Raw genomic sequence first — 17,802 nt, forward strand, 5'->3', positions numbered from 1 at the left:
GTCAGGCGTTGGACCAGGACCGGGTGGACAGCACGAGGCGGTAGCCGTCGGGGTCCTCGATGGTGACGCCCCATTCGTTCCAGTACGGGTTCGGGGACACCACGCGCTTGCCGCCGTGCTGTTCGAGCCTCGCCACCACTTCGTCGGGGACCGGGCCGTCGAGGTAGACGACGAGGAGGTCCTCCTCCGTCGGGCGCGGGATGACGGGGTGGGCCGGGTCGTGGACCAGCTCCAGGTGCCAGTCGGCGTCCGGCCAACCGGCCATCAGCAGATCGTGACCGCCGGAACCGGGGTCGCCGGAACCGTGATCGCCCGACGAGCGCCAGACGACGCTGAGACCGAGACCTTCCACCCAGAACCGTTCGGCGGCGGCAAGGTCCGTGGAGGGGCGGGCGATACGGATGTGGCTGCGGTGGTTGATCGTCATGATCGTGAGCGTAGGGCGGCGACACTCGGCGGTCATCGGGCGCCGGCCCTAGGACCTGCGCGGATGAGGCGTAGGTCCCAGGGAGCGGAGCGGCCGCGCACCGGTCGTACGAATGATGCGCAGCGCGTGCCGTGTTCCCTTGTGCGGTAAGGGAGTTGTTCACTTGGGGTTCGCACAAGTGCCGTGCCGCACCAGTAGGTCTGTTCCGCAACGTTGCCGGTTTCCTCCGAGGAGGCTCATCGATGTCATCGGGTCAGCAGGGTTCCGTCCCCGGCCGCCGCTCCGTCCTGCGCGGTTCGCTCGCCGCGTCCGCCGCGCTCGCGCTGCCCACGCTCGGCGCCGCGCCCGCGCTCGCCCTGTCCGGGCGGCCGAGCGCCGACTGGGGGGTGCAGAGCGGGGACGTCACGACGGACTCGGGTCTGGTGTGGGTGCGTTCCGACCGGCCGGCCCGGATGATCGTCGAGACCTCGGCGACCGAGTCGTTCCACCGCACCAAGCGATGGCACGGGCCGCTCCTCGGCCCTGGCAGCGACTTCACGGGGACGACGAGACTGCGCGGACTGCCCTCGGGCGAGGAGATCCACTACCGCGTCCTGCTCGCCGACCCCGACGACACGCGCCGCACGAGCCGCCCGGTCACCGGCCGTTTCCGCACGGCGCCAGAGAAGCGGCAGCGCGATGTGCGCTTCGTGTGGTCGGGCGACATCGCGGGCCAGGGCTGGGGCATCAACCCCGATCTCGGCGGCTACCGCATCTTCGAGCAGATGCGCCGCCGGTCCCCCGACTTCTTCCTGTGCAGCGGTGACACGGTCTACGCGGACGGCCCGATCCTGCCGTCGGTGACGCTGCCGGACGGCCGGGTCTGGCGGAACGTGACGTCCGAGGAGAAGGCGAAGGTCGCCGAGACGCTCGCCGAGTTCCGCGGCACGTTTCGCTACAACCTGCTCGACGAGAACCTGCGCCGCTTCAACGCCGAGGTCCCCTCGATCGTGCAGTGGGACGACCACGAGGTCTGCAACAACTGGTACCCCGGGGAGATCCTGGAGGACGCCCGCTATACGGAGAAGAGCGTCGACGTCCTCGCGGCGCGGGCCAAGCAGGCCTTCGGCGAGTACTTCCCCGTGTCCACTCTGTCGGGGCGCGAGGAGGGACGCGTGCACCGGGTCGTGCACCACGGTCCGCTGCTCGACGTGTTCGTGCTCGACATGCGTACGTACCGCAACCAGAACTCGCCGGGACGGCAGACGACCGACCCCGTCGGGATCCTCGGGGCCGAGCAGTTGGAGTGGCTGAAGCGGGAGCTGGCGCGGTCGCGTGCGACGTGGAAGGTGATCGCGTCCGACATGCCGCTGGGGCTGATCGTCGCGGACGGTTCGGTGAACTACGAGGCGGTCGCGCAGGGCGACCCGGGTGCGCCGCTCGGGCGTGAGCTGCAGATCGCGGAGCTGCTGCGGTTCATCAAGCACCGGCGGATCACCGGCACGGTGTGGCTGACGGCCGATGTCCACTACACGTCCGCGCAGCACTACGCGCCGGAGCGGGCGGGCTTCAAGGACTTCGCGCCGTTCTGGGAGTTCGTGTCCGGGCCGCTGGCCGCGGGCGGGTTCCCCGCGGCGAAGCTGGACGGGACGTTCGGCCCCGAGCAGTCCTTCCTCAAGGCTCCGTCGCGCGCCAACGTCTCGCCGCTGGAGTCGCCGCAGTACTTCGGTGAGGTCGACATCGACGGCGGCAGTGGCGAGTTGACCGTGCGGCTGCGCGAGGACACGGGAGCTGTGCTGTTCACGAAGGTGCTGCAGCCGGGTCGCGTCGGGCAGTGACCCGCTCGCTCAAACGGCTCCGGCCTGCGGTTCGTTGAGGGCCACGGCCGTTGTCAGTGGCGCCGTCTACGGTCTTTTCCATGACGCGATCACTGCAGGCCGTGGCCTATCACCGCCCTTCCGTGCTGGAGTCGGGACCGCTCGGGCAGCGGCTCGGTCTCGAGACCTCGCGCGGCGCCACGCCCGCGGGCCGGGTCGATCATCCGCGCTTCTTCGCCGGCTTCGTGACGGAGCCGCGGACAGCGGCCGCCGCGCTCCTGTCGGTCGCCGATGTGGCCGCCGCGCGCTACTTCCAGCCGCAGCGGCCCGGTTCGTACGACCCGGTGGTGACGGGCAGCGGCGACCGGCTGCGGTTCGAGTCGTTCTCGGGGTGCGGCGGGGTGCTGGCGCGTCTGGACCTGCTGTCGGACGGGTTGGACGGCGCCGAGGTGGGGCACGGCACGACGAACGTGGATGTGAACCATCCGCTGCGCGAGGCGCTGTCCCGGGTCGGCTCGGACGATCCGTTGCATCTGCGGGTCGGACCCGAGGAGCTGGCGGTCACCACGCTCGATGGTCCCGTCGTCGAGAAGAAGGTGCCGCTCCCCGACCGCTGGCTGCGCGGCTTCGCCGAGGCGCAGGTCGCGGCCGCCGCCTTCGAACTGCGGGCGGAGCTTCCGGCGGCCGAGGCGGTGCGGTTCCTGCGCGGGCTGCCGCGCGCGGGCGCGCGTGGCGCCGCACGCGGGGCGATGTGGGTGGTCCCGGCCGGGCGCGGACTGCGGCCGACCACGCGTCCCGTGCCGGGCGCGGTCTGCCTTCCCGGGCCCGAGCGGCTCGCGGCACTCCAACGCGTGCTGCGGTATGCCACGGCGCTTCGGGTGTACGGGCCGGCCGCGGTGGACTCCGCACCGTCGGCCGGTGCGTGGGAGGCCGTCCTGCCGGGAATGCGGCTCACGCTGACGCTCTCCCCCGACGTGGCGCGCGGGTTCTCCGGCGAGGGTGGAGTGCTCACCCCACTCGCGGAGACGGAGGCGGCCGAGGACGCGGAGCTGATCTCGGTGCTTCTCTCCTGGGAGCCACGGATCGATCCGGACCGGCTCGCAGCGTCGGCAGGCCTGTCCGTGGCACGGGTGCGTGCGGCCCTGGTGCATCTGGGCACGTCGGGGCGGGTGGGGTACGACGCGGCGGAGGCGGCGTACTTCCACCGTGAACTGCCGTACGACAGCGGCCGCGTGGAGCGGCACAACCCCCGGCTCAAGGATGCGCGCACGCTGGTGGAGCGCGGCGCGGTCACATGGGAAGGGCAGGTGGCGACCGTGCGCGCCGGGGACGAGCATGTGCACCGGGTGCGCGCCGACGGTGAGGTGCTGACCTGCACCTGCCCGTGGTGGGCCAAGTACAGGGGCGGGCGCGGCCCGTGCAAGCATGCGCTCGCGGCGCGATTGGTGCGGCGGGGCGGGAGCGGCGCCGGGTTGCCGGAGCGGTCGGCGAGCGTGCCGGCGCAGATGTCCGAGGGGGAAGCGCGATGACCATCAGGCTGCTGACCGGTGGTGCCGTGGACGCGGCCCTGGCCGAGGCGGGGCCCGCCGTCCTCGAGGTGTACGAGGCGGTGCAGCGCGGCGAGGCGGAGCGTGCCGCGCAGTGCGTGGTCAAGCTCGATCTGCCCGACCGGCGGTCCTGTCTGGACCTGCTGAAGAAGCTCCGCACGGCGAATCGCGGTGTCTGGAACTGGGAATGGCGCAGCCGGCTGCGGGCGCTCGCCGTGGCGGGGGCGGGCTGCCAGTCCGGTGCCGCGGCCGCCGCGGCCTGGCTGGCGTCCGGCGACTTCGCGTGGACCGAGCCGCCGCACGGTCTGCTGCTCGATGTGCTCGCCGACCGGGCGCCCGAGTGGCAGGCCGATGTGGCACATCGGCTGGCCGAGCGTCCGCGCAGGGCCGACATCTCCTACGACCTGATGGCGGGCCTGGTCCGGGCGTCCGGGTGCGCGGCGCCGACCACCGAGGCGTACGTGCACGGCTGGGTGTTCTCGCACTTCCGTACGCATCGCCACCGTTCCCTGATCGAGCGGCTGCGGTCCGACCCGCATCTCACCTCCCTGGTGGCCGCCTACTTCACGACGCCCGAGGTCGGCAGCTACAGCCAGTTCACGTTCCCGGGTCCGGAGGGGCAGCGGACCTGGCCGCAGGCGCTGGCCCTGCTCACCCGTGAAGGCAGCCTGGACCGTGCGGTCATGGTCGACTCGTGCGTGGCGCGGCTGCTGCGGGGAGGGCGGCTGATGGACGACCGGCTGTTCCTCGCCCTCCTCGAGGAGCTGGCGCCGACCCGCGAGGAGGAGCTCCGCCATCGCGCGGACTGGTCCGCGCTGGCCGCCGACGCGAGTTCCCCGGTGGCCTCCTACGCGCAGGCCGTGCTCGGTGCGCTGGCACTCGACGGCGAGCTGTCGGACGACCGGCTCGCCGAACTGACCCGCGCCGTGCTCTTCCGTACGGAGAAGAAGCTGGTACGGGCGCAGCTGGTGCTGCTGGGCAAGGTGCTCAAGGCGCGCCCGCAGGCGGCCGGGGTACTGCTGCCCGCGGCGGCGGAGGCGTTCGGGCATCCGGCCGTCGATGTGCAGGAGCGGGCGCTCAAGCTGGTGGAGCGGTACTGCGGGGCGGTGGACCGGATGCAGCTCGCGGAGCTGGCCACGGCGGCCGAGCTGCTCGCGCCGGTGCTGCGGCCCCGCGCCGCGGAGATCCTCGGGCAGCCGATCGGCGACGACTCCTTTGAACTCGCCACGGAGTACGAGGAGTTCCTGCCGCCCGCGCCCGCTCCCGTGCCGTTCGCGCCTGCGGGGGCGAGCGCCGCCGAGGTCGCGGAGGACGTGAGTGTGCTGCTCGCCGACGGTGGTGCCCGTGACCTGGTGACCTTCGAGCGGGCGCTCGACGGTCTGATGCGGCAGGCGCACCGTGACCGTGCCGCCCTCGTCGAGGCGCTGCGGCCGGTGGCGGCCGCGCAGCGCGGATGGGAGAACACCGCGCACTGGATCAGCCGCAACGACTCCTTCCATCTCCATTCGAGCGGGATCGAGCTCCTGGTCGCGGCCGTGCTCGGCGATGTGCCGATGGAGGTCGTGCACCGCAGGGTGCAGCAGAGCACATGGGTCGGCACGGGGTCGCGGGGCGGTCCGGCAGCGGTGCGGGACGCACGCTGCTGGGAGGCCGCGCACCGGCTGGTATCGGCCCCCTCGCCGTTTCTGCTGGCAACGCCGACGGACGGCTCCGGCTCCATCGAGGCGGAGGTTCTCGTCGCGCGCCTGGAGGAGTACCACCGGCTCGGGGCGCGGGTCGGTGTCATGGACTTCGGGCAGGCGATGCTGCGGGTACGTTTCGAGACCTCGGCGCCGGACGGCGAGTTGAGTGATCTGGCCGAGCGGGCGGAGGCTCTCGGTACGTCCCACGGCACCCAGCTCGCGGAGCATCTGCGGCGCGGAGTGCCGACCGGACCGGCCGAGCACCGCGAGGTAAGGGAGTACCACCACTTCGACCGTGTGCTGGTCTCCCTCGGTGATCTCCCCTGGCTGCAGGAGAACTCCAGCCTCCCCATCGCCCATCTCGGCCGTCCCGTGACCCCCGGCTCCCCCGATCACAGCCCCAGCTCGCACTACCCGCACCTCCTGGCTGTGCTGCCCGCGCTTCCCGAGCTCGTCGCGGCCCGCCTGCTGTACTTCATGTCGGGCGTGGCCTGCCTCGACTACCCGCCTGAGCCGGGGTACCTGCCGGCCCTCGCCGAAGCGCCCGGTCCCGCCGGCAGCGCCGTACACCTGTCGGTCGCGTACGGGCTCGCTGCGCCGCGGCCGCAGACCCGCCTCGAAGCTGTCGACGCACTCCTCGTCCTCGCGGCTCGCGGCACGCTCGATCCCGCGCGGCTCGGGGCGGACATCGCGGCGCTGTGCACCCTGTCCGGGATCAAGCCGGCACGCATCGCCGAGGCGCTGCGGACCGCGGCAGGCACCGGCGCGTACGCCACGACCTGGGAGGTGCTCCGCGCCGCCCTGCCGGGCCTGCTCGGCCTGGACGGCATTCCGCCCAAGGCGCTGGGCGACTTCCTGGAGGCGGGCGCCGAGTGCGTCGAACACTGCGGGGCGCACGGTGAGATACCTGAGCTGACCGAGCGGGCGGGCCGGTCCGGGAAGTCCCGGGTGCAGCTTCAGGCGCGGAGGCTGCGCGAGGCGCTGGGTAGGTAGCGCCCAGCTCCGGGGGGGCGGGGGGCGGTCACGGGTGCTCTCACCTGGACTGATTCCCGATGCCCTCCGGAAGCGATCCGACGGCAAAAAGGACAGAAGGCGACTTAACCGCTCAGTCACAAAGCGTTCGTGATCACGCAACACCGATCGTCCACAGTGCTGTCATGACGGAAGTGACCTCTGAGACCAAGCGGCGGCCCCGGCTCCGCATCCCCCGCAACCGGCGCACGGGGCGCCACCACTGGCGCCGCGACGTGGTGGAGCTGGCAGCCCTGTTCACGGCCGTCGCGGTCGCGGACACGATCGCGAAGACCGTGGTCAAAGGGCCGCGCGGTCCCGTGATGCTGATCGCCTCGGCGGTGGCGCTGGTGGCCACAGCCGTGTTCCACACCTGGTGGGCACGGCGACATAGCCACGCTCCTCCGGCACCGCCACCGGCGGCGACCCTGGCGACCGGGGCGACCGGCCGGGCAGTCGACGGGGCAGCCCATGCGTCGGACACCCCACAGCGTTCCGCCTCGGAATCCTCGGCAGGGGCCACACATGCGGCCTCGACAGGAGCCGCACCCATGGAGACCGCAACCACACTGTGGCGGATGCGGACCACGGTCCGTGACGAGCCCGGTTCGCTCGCCGCGCTGTGCGTCGCGCTCGCGAGCCTGAAGGTCGACATCCTGAGCCTGCAGACGCATCCGCTCGCGCAGGGCACGGTCGACGAGTTCCTGCTGCGCGCCCCGCAGCAGCTCGCCGGTGCCGAGGTCACCCGTGCGGTCGCGGCGGCCGGCGGCTCGGGCACCTGGATCGAGCGGGCCGACACCCACGACCTCGTGGACGCACCCACCCGCGTGCTCGGCCTGGCCACCCGCACGGCCCTGGACGCGGCGGAACTCCCGCTCGCGCTGCGGCAGTTGCTCGGCCGCTGCACCATTCGCTCCGTTCCCGCCAAGGCACGGGCCCGTACGCCGAGGACCTCGCCCGTCGAGGGCCAGATCGACGACTGTGTGCTGCGGCTGCGGGACGGGGAGGGCGGTGAGATCGTCGTGGAACGGCCGTATCTGCCGTTCACGCCCACCGAGTTCGCCCGCGCCCGGGCCCTCGTGGAGCTCGACGCCCGGCTCGGACCGCGGATCCCGCGCGCCCAGGACGTACTGACGCTCCCCGAGGGCAACGCGATCACGGTGCGCCGCGCCGACCTCTCCGACGTCACCGCCGCCAAGGCGATGCACGAGCGCTGCTCCCCCGAGACACTCCGGCTGCGCTACCACGGCCCGGTCGGTGACGCCGACGCGTATCTGCAGCATCTGCTCGGCCCGCGCCACGGCCGCACGCTCGCCGTACAGACGGCCTCGGGCCGCCTCGTCGCCCTCGGCCATCTGCTGTGGGACGGCGACGAGACCGAGGTGGCGCTGCTCGTCGAGGACGACTGGCAGCGCCGCGGCATCGGCACCGAACTCCTGGAGCGCCTGGTCGAGATGGCCGTCGAGGCGGGCTGCGGGAGTGTGTACGCGGTGACCCGGGCCGCGAACACCGGGATGGTCGCGGCGATGCGCGGCCTGGGTCTGCCGCTCGACTACCAGATCGAGGAGGGCACGCTGGTGATCACGGCCCGCCTCGACACGGTGCCGGTCAACTCACCGCGCCCGTACGCCGTCCGGCCTGCTCCGCACGATCCCGGGACCCACTGAGCGCCTGGTCCAGGTCGGCCCACAGGTCCTCGGCGTCCTCGAGGCCGACCGACATCCGCAGCAGCCGGTCGCTCACCCCGGAGGACCTGCGGTCCCCGGCGTCCACGATGCGGTGGCTGATGGACGCCGGGTGCTGGATCAGCGTGTCGACGCTGCCGAGGCTGACCGCCGGGGTGATCAGACGCACCGACGCGATCACCTCGTGCGGGTCACCGACGGTCTCGAACGCGACCATCGCCCCGCCGATCCGCGGGTAGTGCACGGCGCTCACCCGCGGGTCGGCGGCCAGGCGCCCGGCGAGGTCCGCGGCGGTGGCGGAAGCGGCCCGCACCCGGACCGGCAGCGTGGCCAGGCCGCGGAGCAGCAGATAGCCGGCGAACGGGTGCAGCACACCACCCGTGGTGAAGCGCACCTGCCGCAGCGCCCGCGCGAACTCCTCGTCGCACGCGACGATGCCGCCCATCACGTCGCCGTGACCGCCCAGGTACTTGGTCGCGCTGTGCAGCACAAGACGCGCACCGCTCTCCACCGGCCGCTGCAGGACGGGGGTGGCGAAGGTGTTGTCGGCGAGCAGCGGCACCGAGCCGCAGGAGTGGGCGATGGCCTGCAGATCGAGTTCGCGCAGGTTGGGGTTGGCCGGGGACTCGACGAGCACGAGGCCCGTGTCGGGCCGGATGGCGTCCGCGATCCCGGCCGGGTCCACCCAGGTGACCTCGGTGCCGAGGAGTCCGGCGTTGAGGAGGTGGTCGCTGCAGCCGTACAGCGGGCGCACGGCCACCACGTGGCGCAGGCCCAGGCTCGCCCGCACCAGCAGGACGGCGGTCAGGGCGGCCATGCCGCTGGCGAACGAGACAGCGCTCTCGGTGCCTTCGAGGCGTGCGAGGGCGGTCTCGAACCGGGCGACGGTCGGATTGCTCAGCCGCGCGTACACCGGCGGGCCGTCGTCGAGGGCGCCGGTCGACGCGAAGGCGTCGATCCGGGCGGCTTCCTCACGGCTGTCGTACGAGGGGTAGGTGGTCGACAGATCGAGCGGCGGGGCGTGCAGCCCGAGCCCGGCGAGGTCCTCGCGGCCGGCGTGCACGGCTTCGGTGGCGAGCGCCAGGGGTGCGGCGCTGATGTCGTCGGTTGCCATGGCCCGATTCTGAACATCACACCGGGTCTGACCTCGATATCCCGTGTTACGTTCGGTCTGTGAGCGATTCTGTCGTACTTGACTCGGTCGATCTGGACATTTTGCGTCTGCTGCAGAACGACGCACGGACCACGTACCGCGATATCGCGGCCGAGGTCGGCGTGGCCGCCTCCACCTGTCTCGACCGGGTCGCACGGCTGCGCCGGGCCGGGGTGATCCTCGGGCATCAGCTGCGGCTGGATCCGGCGAAGCTCGGCCGGGGTCTGCAGGCGCTGCTCATGGTCCAGGTGCGGCCGCACCGGCGTGAGCTGGTCGGACCGTTCGTGGAGCGGATCCGGGCGCTGCCCGAGTCGCGCTCGGTGTTCCATCTGACCGGCCCCGACGACTACTTGGTGCATGTGGCGGTGAGCGACACCGCGGACCTGCAGCGGCTCGTGCTCGACGAGTTCACCTCGCAGCGCGAGGTGGCCCGGGTGGAGACCCGGCTGATCTTCCAGCAGTGGGACTGCGGACCGCTGCTGCCGCCGGTTTCGGACTGAAGCCAAGAGCGGAATCCGGTGACGGCGCACCGCTCTGCGTACGAAGATGTCCGCATGTCAGACACCACGCGCAGCCCTCTTCCCCGTCAGGTCGCCGATGCCTATGTCGACGAGCTGATCGCCCTCGACCCGATCACCGGTACGTATCTCGGCGACGCCGGGAGTTCCACGCGGCTTCCCGATCTGTCGCCGGAGGGCACCCGGCAGCTCACCGAGCTCGCCCGCACCACACTGCGCCGGCTCGACGCCGCGGAGCAGGTGCCGGGCGGCGACAGCGAGCACGAGCGGCGCTGCGCGCGGCTGCTCCGCGAGCGGCTGACGGCGCAGCTCGCGGTGCTCGACGCGGATGAGCCGCTGTGCGCGATCAGCAACATCATGTCGCCGGCCCACGAAGTGCACGATGTGTTCACGCTGATGCCGGTGGACACGGCGGACGACTGGCGTGCGATCGGGACCCGGTTGCGCGCGCTGCCCGCCGCACTCGAGGGCTATCGCGCGTCGCTGGCGCTCGGTCTGGAGAAGAAGATCTACGGCGGTCCGCGCGCGACGGCCACGTTCATCGGGCAGTTGACGGACTGGGCGGGCACCGAGCGGGGCTGGTTCGAGGAGTTCACCGACCCGGCGCCCGCCGAGCTGCGTACCGAGCTCGACGAGGCGGGCCGCGTGGCGACGGCCGCAGTGGTGAAGCTGCGCGACTGGTTGCGCGATGTCTACGCACCGGTGGTGGAGGGCGCGCCGGACACGGTCGGGCGGGAGCGTTACGCCCGCTGGTCACGCTATTTCAACGGAACCGATCTGGATCTCGACGAGGCGTACGCGTACGGCTGGTCGGAATTCCACCGCATCCTCGGCGAGATGCGCACCGAGGCCGAGAAGATCCTGCCCGGAGCGGACACCCCGTGGACGGCGCTCGCCCACCTCGATGAGCACGGCCGGCACATCGAGGGCGTGGAGGAGGTGCGCGAGTGGCTTCAGCAGGTGATGGACGAGGCGATCGAGGCTCTCGACGGCACCCACTTCGAACTGGCCGAGCGGGTACGCAAGGTGGAGTCCCGGATCGCCCCGCCCGGCGGCGCCGCGGCGCCGTACTACACCTCGCCGTCCGAGGACTTCTCGCGCCCCGGCCGCACCTGGCTGCCGACGATGGGCCAGACCCGTTTCCCCGTCTACGACCTGGTGTCGACCTGGTACCACGAGGGCGTTCCGGGCCATCACCTGCAGCTCGCGCAGTGGGTGCACGTCGCCGACAGCCTGTCGCGCTACCAGGCCTCGGTCGGCATGGTCAGCGCCAACGCCGAAGGCTGGGCGCTGTACGCGGAGCGGCTGATGGACGAGCTGGGCTTCCTCGGTGACGCGGAGGTGCGGCTCGGCTACCTCGACGCGCAGATGATGCGCGCCGTGCGCGTCATCATCGACATCGGCATGCACCTGGAGCTGGAGATCCCGGCGGACTCCCCGTTCCACCCGGGCGAGCGCTGGACGCCGGAGCTGGCGCATGAGTTCTTCGCCGCGCACTCCAGCCGTCCGGCGGACTTCGTGCAGAGCGAGCTGATCCGCTATCTGTCGACGCCGGGCCAGGCCATCGGCTACAAGCTGGGCGAGCGCGCCTGGCTCCTCGGCCGCGCCAACGCCCGGCAGGCGCACGGCGATTCCTTCGACGCGAAGGCCTGGCACATGGCCGCGCTGTCGCAGGGTTCGCTGGGCCTGGACGACCTGGTGGAGGAGCTCTCGCGTCTCTGAGGGACGCGCTCCTCAGCGGGCGTGCTTCTCTGAGGCGTACGGGTGCGGGGCGCCGCTCGCGTGGCGGCGCCCCTCCCCGTACGGATCAGCGTCGGAAGCCGCCCTCGGAGTCGATCACGTTCCCGGTGATCCACTCCGCCTCGTCGGTGGCGAGCCAGGCGATGAGCCGCGCCGGGTCGTCGGGCATCCCCCACCGCCCGGCCGGGAACATGCCGGCGATCTTGTCGTAGACCTCACCGGAGAGGTAATCCGTGTCCACGGGGCCGGGGTTGACGGTGTTCACCGTGACGAGGTGCTCGGCGAGCACGGAGGACAGCGTGCGGGTGGCCGAGGCGAGCGCGCCCTTCTGCAGGGAGTACGCGACCTCGTCCGGCATACCGCCGGCGATGTCCTGGCCCGAGGTCATCATCATCACCCGCCCGCCGGGCGCGGATCGGGGCAGGTCCGCGCGCAGCCGGGCGTAGGCCTGGACGAGAAGGATCACCGAGCGGGTGTCGACGGCCCAGTGGCGGTCGAGCATCGTCGCGTCGATCGCGTCGAGCCGGCCGTCGTCTCCGCTGAGCGCGTGGTTGGCGACCAGGATGTCGAGCCGGCCGCCGAGTTCCTCGGCGGCTGTCGCGATCAGCCGCGCGGGCGCGGCCGGGTCCGACAGATCGGCCGGTCCGTGGACGATCACCGCCTCGGGGTCGGCGGCCACTTCGCGCACGGCCGCGGCGACCGCCTCGGGGCGGTCGCCGCCCCAGGGCTGAGCGTCGTCGTGCGCCACGTGGTGATGCAGATAGACGCTCGCGCCGTACGCGGCGAGCCGGCGTGCGACGGCGAAGCCGATGCCGCCGCGCCGGCTGGCGCCCGTCACGAGCGCGGTGCGGCCGCGCAGGGGCAGCGGGTCGCGGCGGAGCTGTTCGGGGGCGGGGTCCGGGAGTTGAGGCATGACGGATCATGATGGTGGCTGCCGTACGAGACCTCAACCGCATTGTTCTCGGAGCCTGTCTTCGAACTCTTACGGTGCCGAGCCCACGCCCCCGTGTCAGCAGCCGCAGTCGCCCTCGACGGGCGCAGTCAGCGGGTCGGCCGCGCGCTGCGCCGGCCCCTCCCAGGTCTCGTACGCGAAACCCTCGCGCGCCCAGTACTCGAAGCCGCCGAGCATCTCCTTGACCTGGTAGCCGAGTTGGGCCAGGGCGAGGGCGGCGCGGGTGGCGCCGTTGCACCCCGGTCCCCAGCAGTACGTGACCACGGGGACCGACTTGTCGAGCAGCTCCTCGGCCTGCGCGGGGATGAGCGCCGTCGGCAGGTGCGTGGCGCCGGGGACATGGCCCTGGTCCCAGGAGGCGGTGGAGCGCGTGTCCACGAGCACGAAGCCGGGGTCGCCGTCGGCGGCCAGGGCGGCCGCGACATCCGAGACATCGGCGTGGAAGGCGAGCGAGGCGGCGAAGTAGGCGGCGGCCGCGGCGGGGGTGGCCGGGGGCACGCGGAGAACGGGGTTTTCGCTGGTCACGGTGGTCTGTGTCGTCGTCATGCCCATCAATCTACGACCGGTGATCATGCGGCGAACAGAGCCTTTCCCCGGCGTACACCTTGATCCACCGGTGATTCCCCTGCTATCCATCCCCCATGACCGGCTATTCCCCCGACGCCACCGACTGGCTGATCCTCGACGCCCTCCAGCGCGACGGACGGGCCAGCTTCGCGGAGCTCGCCCGCAGCGTCTCCATGTCCTCCAGCGCCGTCACCGAGCGGGTGCGCCGCCTCGAGGAGGCGGGCGTGATCCAGGGCTACACCGCCGTGGTCGTGCCCGAGCACCTGGGACTGCCCATCCTGGCGTTCGTACGGCTGCGCTACCCGACCGGCAACTACAAGCCCTTCCACGACCTCGTGGCGGTGACCCCTGAGATCCTGGAGGCGCACCACGTCACGGGCGACGACTGCTTCGTCCTGAAGGTCGCCGCGCGCTCGATGGCGCATCTGGAGGAGATCTCGGGGAAGATCGCCACGCTCGGCTCGGTGACGACGAGCGTCGTCTACTCCTCGCCGCTGCCGCGCCGCGCGCTCAGCCGCTGAGCCGACTCGGGGGCACCCTCACCCCGGCTCAGGCGCCCGTCCCCCGCTGCCGTACGACCGACCCCGCCCGTCCCTTCACCACTTCCAGCTGGGCGTGGATCCGGCGCCGCAGATCGGCGACGTGGCTGACGATGCCGACGCTGCGGTCACGTTCGCGCAGGGAGTCGAGGACGTCGAGGACCTCGTCGAGGGTCTGGTCGTCCAGGCTGCCGAAGCCCTCGTCGATGAAGAGGGTGTCGAGGCGGACGCCGCCCGCCTCGTCCGTGACGACATCGGCGAGGCCGAGGGCCAGGGCGAGCGAGGCGAAGAAGGTCTCGCCGCCGGAGAGCGTCGCGGTATCCCGTTCACGGCCGGTCCAGGCGTCGATGACATGCAGCCCCAGACCGCTGCGGGCGCCGCGCCCGGCCCGGTCGTCGGAGTGCACCAGGGTGTAGCGGCCCGCGGACATGCGCTGGAGCCGGGCCGTGGCCGCGGCCGCGACCTGTTCGAGGCGGGCCGCGAGCACATAGGACTCCAGGCGCATCTTGCGCTCGTTGTCGGCCGAGGTGCCCGCGGCGAGCGTGGCGAGGCGTGCGATGCGGTCGTACTCCTCGCGCAGCGGCGCCAGTTGGCGTGCCTCGGTGGTGGCGCGGCGGGACAGCCGGTCGAGCTCGCGGCAGCGTTCCGCTGCGGCGGACTGCGCGGCGACCGTGTGCCGCAGGGTCCTCTCGGCTTCGTCGGCGGCCTGCTCGGCGGCGGCCGGATCCGCCGCGGGCCGCTGCGCGGCGGCGTGGGTGTCGGGTTCGGCGAGGACGGCGCGTACGGCCAGCTCCTCCTGCTGCCAGGTGTCGAGCCGGTGCTGCAGGCCGCGGTACGCCGCCTCGTCGAGCGCCGCGGCGGCCGCGGCGGCCGGCGTGTCGAATCCGGCGCGGAACGCGGCCTCGGCGAGCCGTCCGTCGGCCTCCTTGAGCCGCTCGGCCGCCTCCTGCGCGGCGCGCGCGGCGTCGGCGGCGCCGGTCAGCAGCTCGGCCTGCCGCTGCAGCTGCCGCGCCCGGTCGGTCACGGTCGCGGCGGGGCCGCGCGCCTGGTCCAACTCCTCCTGGAGCAGCGCCTGGTCCCGTACGAGAGCCTCGCGCTGCGAGGTACGCGATGCGGCGCGGGCCCCGGCCTCCTGGCGAGCGGCGACGCGGCGGTCGTGTTCCCGCTCGTCGTGGGTGAACGCCTCGCGTGCGGCGTGCAGGGTGGAGGCGAGGGTGCGGACCTGCTCGTACTCCTGCTCCAACGCATCGAGTGCGTCGGCGAGTTCGTCTGCCGCGGTCTCACCCGCCGACTCGGTGGCCGCCGCGAGGGTCTCGCGGACGGTGGCCAGCGCTGTCTCGGCGCGGGCCCGGTCCTGCTCCGCGTCCTGGTAGGCGCCGAGCGCGGTCTCCTCGGCCTGCCGGTCGACGTGCCCGGCGCTCCGGCGTGCGGGCTCGGGGTGCTCGACGGAACCGCACACCGCACAGGGTTCGCCCTCGGCGAGCCGTTCGGCGAGCTCGGCGGCGATGGTCCGCAGCCGCTGCTCCTTGAGGTCCAGCCAGTGCTCACGCGCGTCGCCCGCGCGCCTCGTCGCGTCCAGCGCCCGCTCCTGCGCCTCGGCGACGGAACCGGTGAGCGCGTCCCGGCGGCGGGCCGCCGCCAGCCGGTCGCGTGCGGGTCCGACCCGGCCCTCCAGCTGACCGGCTCGGGTGGCGGCCTCCTGCGCCTGGTCGATACGGGTCCGATGACCGTCCCGTACACCGTCCCAGCTCGCCAGCCAGGCCGCGGCCTCGCTCAGCGCTTCCTCGTCGGCGCGCTCCTGACGGTCCAGGTCGGCCCGCTCGCGCGCCAGTTCACCCAGGCGCTGCTCGGCGCGGCGGGCCGAGGCGAGCGAGCCGAGCTCCTCGTGCGCGGTGCGCGCGGCGGCGGCGAGCGCGGCGGCCTCGGCTCCGGCGAACGTCTCGGGCAGCAGCTGCCGCGCCCGGGCCTCGTCCCCCGCTGTCCGCTGCTGCTCGGCGCCGGCCGAGGTCCGCAGGGACAGCGCGGGCACGACGGCCTCCGCCTTGCGCGCACGCTCCATCCGCTCCTGGTCGGTCTGGTGCTCGTCGGCCCGCCCGGCCAGCAGGTGGGCGCGCGTACGCGCCTCGGCATGACGTCGCTGCAGCCGGTGGGTCTCCCGTACGCCGTCGAGCCGGTCCTGCGCTCCCGCGCGAGCCGACTGGGCGGCGTCCTGCGCGGCGCGCGCCACCGCCAGCGCCTCACGCGCGGCCGAGCGCGCGCACGCGGCCCACGTCAGCACGGATTCCGCGAGGCCGGGCTCCCCCGCGGCGAGCTCGGGCAGCGGCAGCTCGGCGACCCGGCCCGCGGCCTGCCCCATCCGCTGCACCCCGGCGATCAACTGCTCGTCGGCGGCCTTCACCTGCGCCTCGGTACCGCGCCGTTGTTCGGCGAGCTGCTGCTCGACGGCGGCGAAGCGCCGCGTGTCGAAGAGACGCCCCAGGAGCTTGCCGCGCGCCTCGGCGTCGGCGCGCAGGAAGCGCGCGAAGTCGCCCTGCGGCAACAGCACCACCTGGCAGAACTGCTCCTTGCTCATCCCGAGGAGCTGCCCGATCTCCTCACCGATCTCCTGATGCGAACGGCTGAGGTCCTTCCAGGCCCCCTGCTTCGCGTCGTACTCCCGCAGCCAGGACTGCGCCTTCTCCATCGTCGTGCCGGTGCCGCGCTTCTTCGGCCGCTCCCACGGGGGCTGGCGGCCGATCTCCAAGTGACGCCCGGCCACCGTCAGTTCGAGCACCACTTCCGTACGGGCGCCGGCGGCCGCGTGATCACTGCGCAGCGTCGCCCCGGCGCCCTGCCGCGCGCCCGGCACCGAGCCGTACAGGGCGTAGCAGACCGCGTCGAGCACGGAGGTCTTGCCCGCGCCGGTCGGTCCGTGCAGCAGGAACAGCCCGGCCTCCGACAGCGCGTCGAAGTCGACCTGCTGCGCGCCGCCGAAGGGCCCGAAGGCCGTGAGCGTCATCCGGTGCAGCCTCATCGGGCGACCTCGCGCAGGGTGTCGTCGACACGGACGGCGTCGAACGCGGCCTGCAGCACAGCCTGTTCGGCGTCGTCAGGTCCGGTGCCGCGCACATGCGCCACGAAGTCCTCGGCGACCTGCTCATCGGTGCGGTCCTTGAGCCGCTGCGCGTACGACACCTGCGGTGTGCCCGGGGCGCGCTCGGGCGCGAAGACCAGATGCAGCACGTGCGGGAAGCGCTCGGCGAGCTGCGCCATCGGCTCGGGCGGCCGCACGGGGTCGGTGAGCGTGGCCTCGACCCAGTGCTCCGTCACACTGTCGAGTCCGGGATCCTCCAGCAGCTCTTCGAGCTGCCCTTCGATCCGGGCGAGCGGCCGCGGCACCGGGCAGTCGATGCGCTCCGCGGCCACCTCGCCGCCCGGTCCGAGCTCGACCAGCCACATCGTCTTGCGGTGGTGCTGCTCGGAGAAGGAGTACGCCAGCGGGGACCCCGAATACCGCACGCGCTCGGTGAGCGTCTGGCACCCGTGCAGATGGCCGAGCGCCACATAGTCGACGCCGTCGAACACCCCGGCCGGCACGGACTGCACCCCGCCGACGGTGATGTCCCGCTCGCTGTCGCTCGGCTCGCCCCCGGTCACGAAAGCGTGGGCGAGGACGACGGAACGGGTGCCCTCGTCCCGTACCGCCAGATCCGCCCGCACCCGGTCCATGGCGGCGGCGAGCACCGGCTCGTGCGCGGGCTTGTCCACCTTGAACTCGTCCTTGACCAGCGCCGGTTCGAGATACGGCAGACCGTAGAACGCGACGTCACCGTGCTCGTCGTGAAGAACGACGGGCGTACCGCACTCGGCAGGAGCGGTCCGCAGATGGATACCGGCCTTGCCGATGAGCCCGGCGCCGACGCCCAGTCGGCGCGCCGAATCATGGTTCCCGGAGATCATCACGACCGGCACCCCGAGATCGGCCAGCCGGTGCAGCGCCTCGTCGAACAGCTCCACGGCGGACAGCGGCGGCACCGCCCTGTCGTACACATCCCCGGCCACGGCGACGGCATCGACCCGCTCCTCGCGCACGACGGCGACGAGGTGGTCGATGAACGCGGCCTGGGCGTCGAGCAGACTCACGCGGTGGAACGCGCGGCCCAGGTGCCAGTCGGATGTGTGCAGCAGCCTCATGATCCCCGAGAC

13 protein-coding genes are annotated in these 17,802 nt (G+C 72.7%); 7 read left to right on the forward strand and 6 right to left on the reverse strand.

Annotation, left to right across the window (positions count from 1 at the left end; translation table 11 throughout):
* Position 1: 1 nt before the first annotated feature.
* Complete coding sequence (locus tag ACIBI4_RS06620) at positions 2 to 427, reverse strand: VOC family protein (protein WP_399202505.1); 426 nt, start codon at positions 425 to 427, stop codon at positions 2 to 4.
* A gap of 242 nt (positions 428 to 669) precedes the next feature.
* Here ACIBI4_RS06620 and ACIBI4_RS06625 point away from each other — a divergent pair, with 242 nt between their 5' ends.
* The 4 genes from ACIBI4_RS06625 to ACIBI4_RS06640 all read left to right on the forward strand — a co-directional run bounded on the left by ACIBI4_RS06625 (position 670) and on the right by ACIBI4_RS06640 (position 8,130).
* Complete coding sequence (locus tag ACIBI4_RS06625) at positions 670 to 2,244, forward strand: alkaline phosphatase D family protein (protein ID WP_399202506.1); 1,575 nt, start codon at positions 670 to 672, stop codon at positions 2,242 to 2,244.
* An 80-nt stretch (positions 2,245 to 2,324) separates the two neighbouring features.
* Positions 2,325 to 3,752, forward strand: coding sequence for an SWIM zinc finger family protein (locus tag ACIBI4_RS06630; protein ID WP_399202507.1), 1,428 nt, complete (start codon positions 2,325 to 2,327; stop codon positions 3,750 to 3,752).
* Complete coding sequence (locus ACIBI4_RS06635; RefSeq protein ID WP_399202508.1) at positions 3,749 to 6,445, forward strand: DUF6493 family protein; 2,697 nt, start codon at positions 3,749 to 3,751, stop codon at positions 6,443 to 6,445. The genes ACIBI4_RS06630 and ACIBI4_RS06635 overlap by 4 nt, the downstream gene beginning before the upstream one ends.
* A 164-nt stretch (positions 6,446 to 6,609) precedes the next feature.
* A complete protein-coding gene (locus ACIBI4_RS06640; RefSeq protein WP_399202509.1) occupies positions 6,610 to 8,130 on the forward strand; it encodes a GNAT family N-acetyltransferase in 1,521 nt (506 codons plus the stop codon).
* On the opposite strand, the gene ACIBI4_RS06645 is transcribed toward ACIBI4_RS06640, so the two are convergent.
* On the reverse strand, positions 8,072 to 9,262 hold the full coding sequence (locus ACIBI4_RS06645) for a trans-sulfuration enzyme family protein (protein ID WP_399202510.1): 1,191 nt from the start codon (positions 9,260 to 9,262) through the stop codon (positions 8,072 to 8,074). The genes ACIBI4_RS06640 and ACIBI4_RS06645 overlap by 59 nt on opposite strands.
* A gap of 59 nt (positions 9,263 to 9,321) precedes the next feature.
* On the opposite strand from ACIBI4_RS06645, the gene ACIBI4_RS06650 reads away from it, so the two are divergent.
* Both ACIBI4_RS06650 and ACIBI4_RS06655 read left to right on the forward strand, forming a co-directional pair.
* A complete protein-coding gene (locus ACIBI4_RS06650; protein ID WP_399202511.1) occupies positions 9,322 to 9,801 on the forward strand; it encodes an Lrp/AsnC family transcriptional regulator in 480 nt (159 codons plus the stop codon).
* 54 nt (positions 9,802 to 9,855) lie between these two features.
* Complete coding sequence (locus ACIBI4_RS06655) at positions 9,856 to 11,541, forward strand: DUF885 domain-containing protein (protein WP_399202512.1); 1,686 nt, start codon at positions 9,856 to 9,858, stop codon at positions 11,539 to 11,541.
* An 85-nt stretch (positions 11,542 to 11,626) separates the two neighbouring features.
* On the opposite strand, the gene ACIBI4_RS06660 is transcribed toward ACIBI4_RS06655, so the two are convergent.
* Both ACIBI4_RS06660 and ACIBI4_RS06665 read right to left on the reverse strand, forming a co-directional pair.
* Complete coding sequence (locus ACIBI4_RS06660) at positions 11,627 to 12,472, reverse strand: SDR family oxidoreductase (RefSeq protein WP_399202513.1); 846 nt, start codon at positions 12,470 to 12,472, stop codon at positions 11,627 to 11,629.
* 96 nt (positions 12,473 to 12,568) lie between these two features.
* Complete coding sequence (locus ACIBI4_RS06665; protein WP_399202514.1) at positions 12,569 to 13,057, reverse strand: rhodanese-like domain-containing protein; 489 nt, start codon at positions 13,055 to 13,057, stop codon at positions 12,569 to 12,571.
* Between the two features lie 95 nt (positions 13,058 to 13,152).
* Between ACIBI4_RS06665 and ACIBI4_RS06670 the strand changes: the two genes are divergently transcribed.
* Complete coding sequence (locus tag ACIBI4_RS06670; protein ID WP_399202515.1) at positions 13,153 to 13,599, forward strand: Lrp/AsnC family transcriptional regulator; 447 nt, start codon at positions 13,153 to 13,155, stop codon at positions 13,597 to 13,599.
* Between the two features lie 28 nt (positions 13,600 to 13,627).
* Here ACIBI4_RS06670 and ACIBI4_RS06675 read toward each other — a convergent pair whose 3' ends face one another.
* On the reverse strand, positions 13,628 to 16,630 hold the full coding sequence (locus ACIBI4_RS06675) for an AAA family ATPase (protein WP_399202516.1): 3,003 nt from the start codon (positions 16,628 to 16,630) through the stop codon (positions 13,628 to 13,630).
* Positions 16,627 to 17,790, reverse strand: a complete 1,164-nt coding sequence (locus ACIBI4_RS06680) for an exonuclease SbcCD subunit D (RefSeq protein ID WP_399202517.1) — start codon at positions 17,788 to 17,790, stop codon at positions 16,627 to 16,629. Before ACIBI4_RS06680 ends, ACIBI4_RS06675 begins: the two co-directional genes overlap by 4 nt.
* Between the last annotated feature and the right edge of the window lie 12 nt (positions 17,791 to 17,802).

Origin of the sequence: Streptomyces sp. NPDC050418, from assembly GCF_044458745.1 — a bacterium.
Taxonomy (GTDB): Bacteria; Actinomycetota; Actinomycetes; order Streptomycetales; family Streptomycetaceae; genus Streptomyces.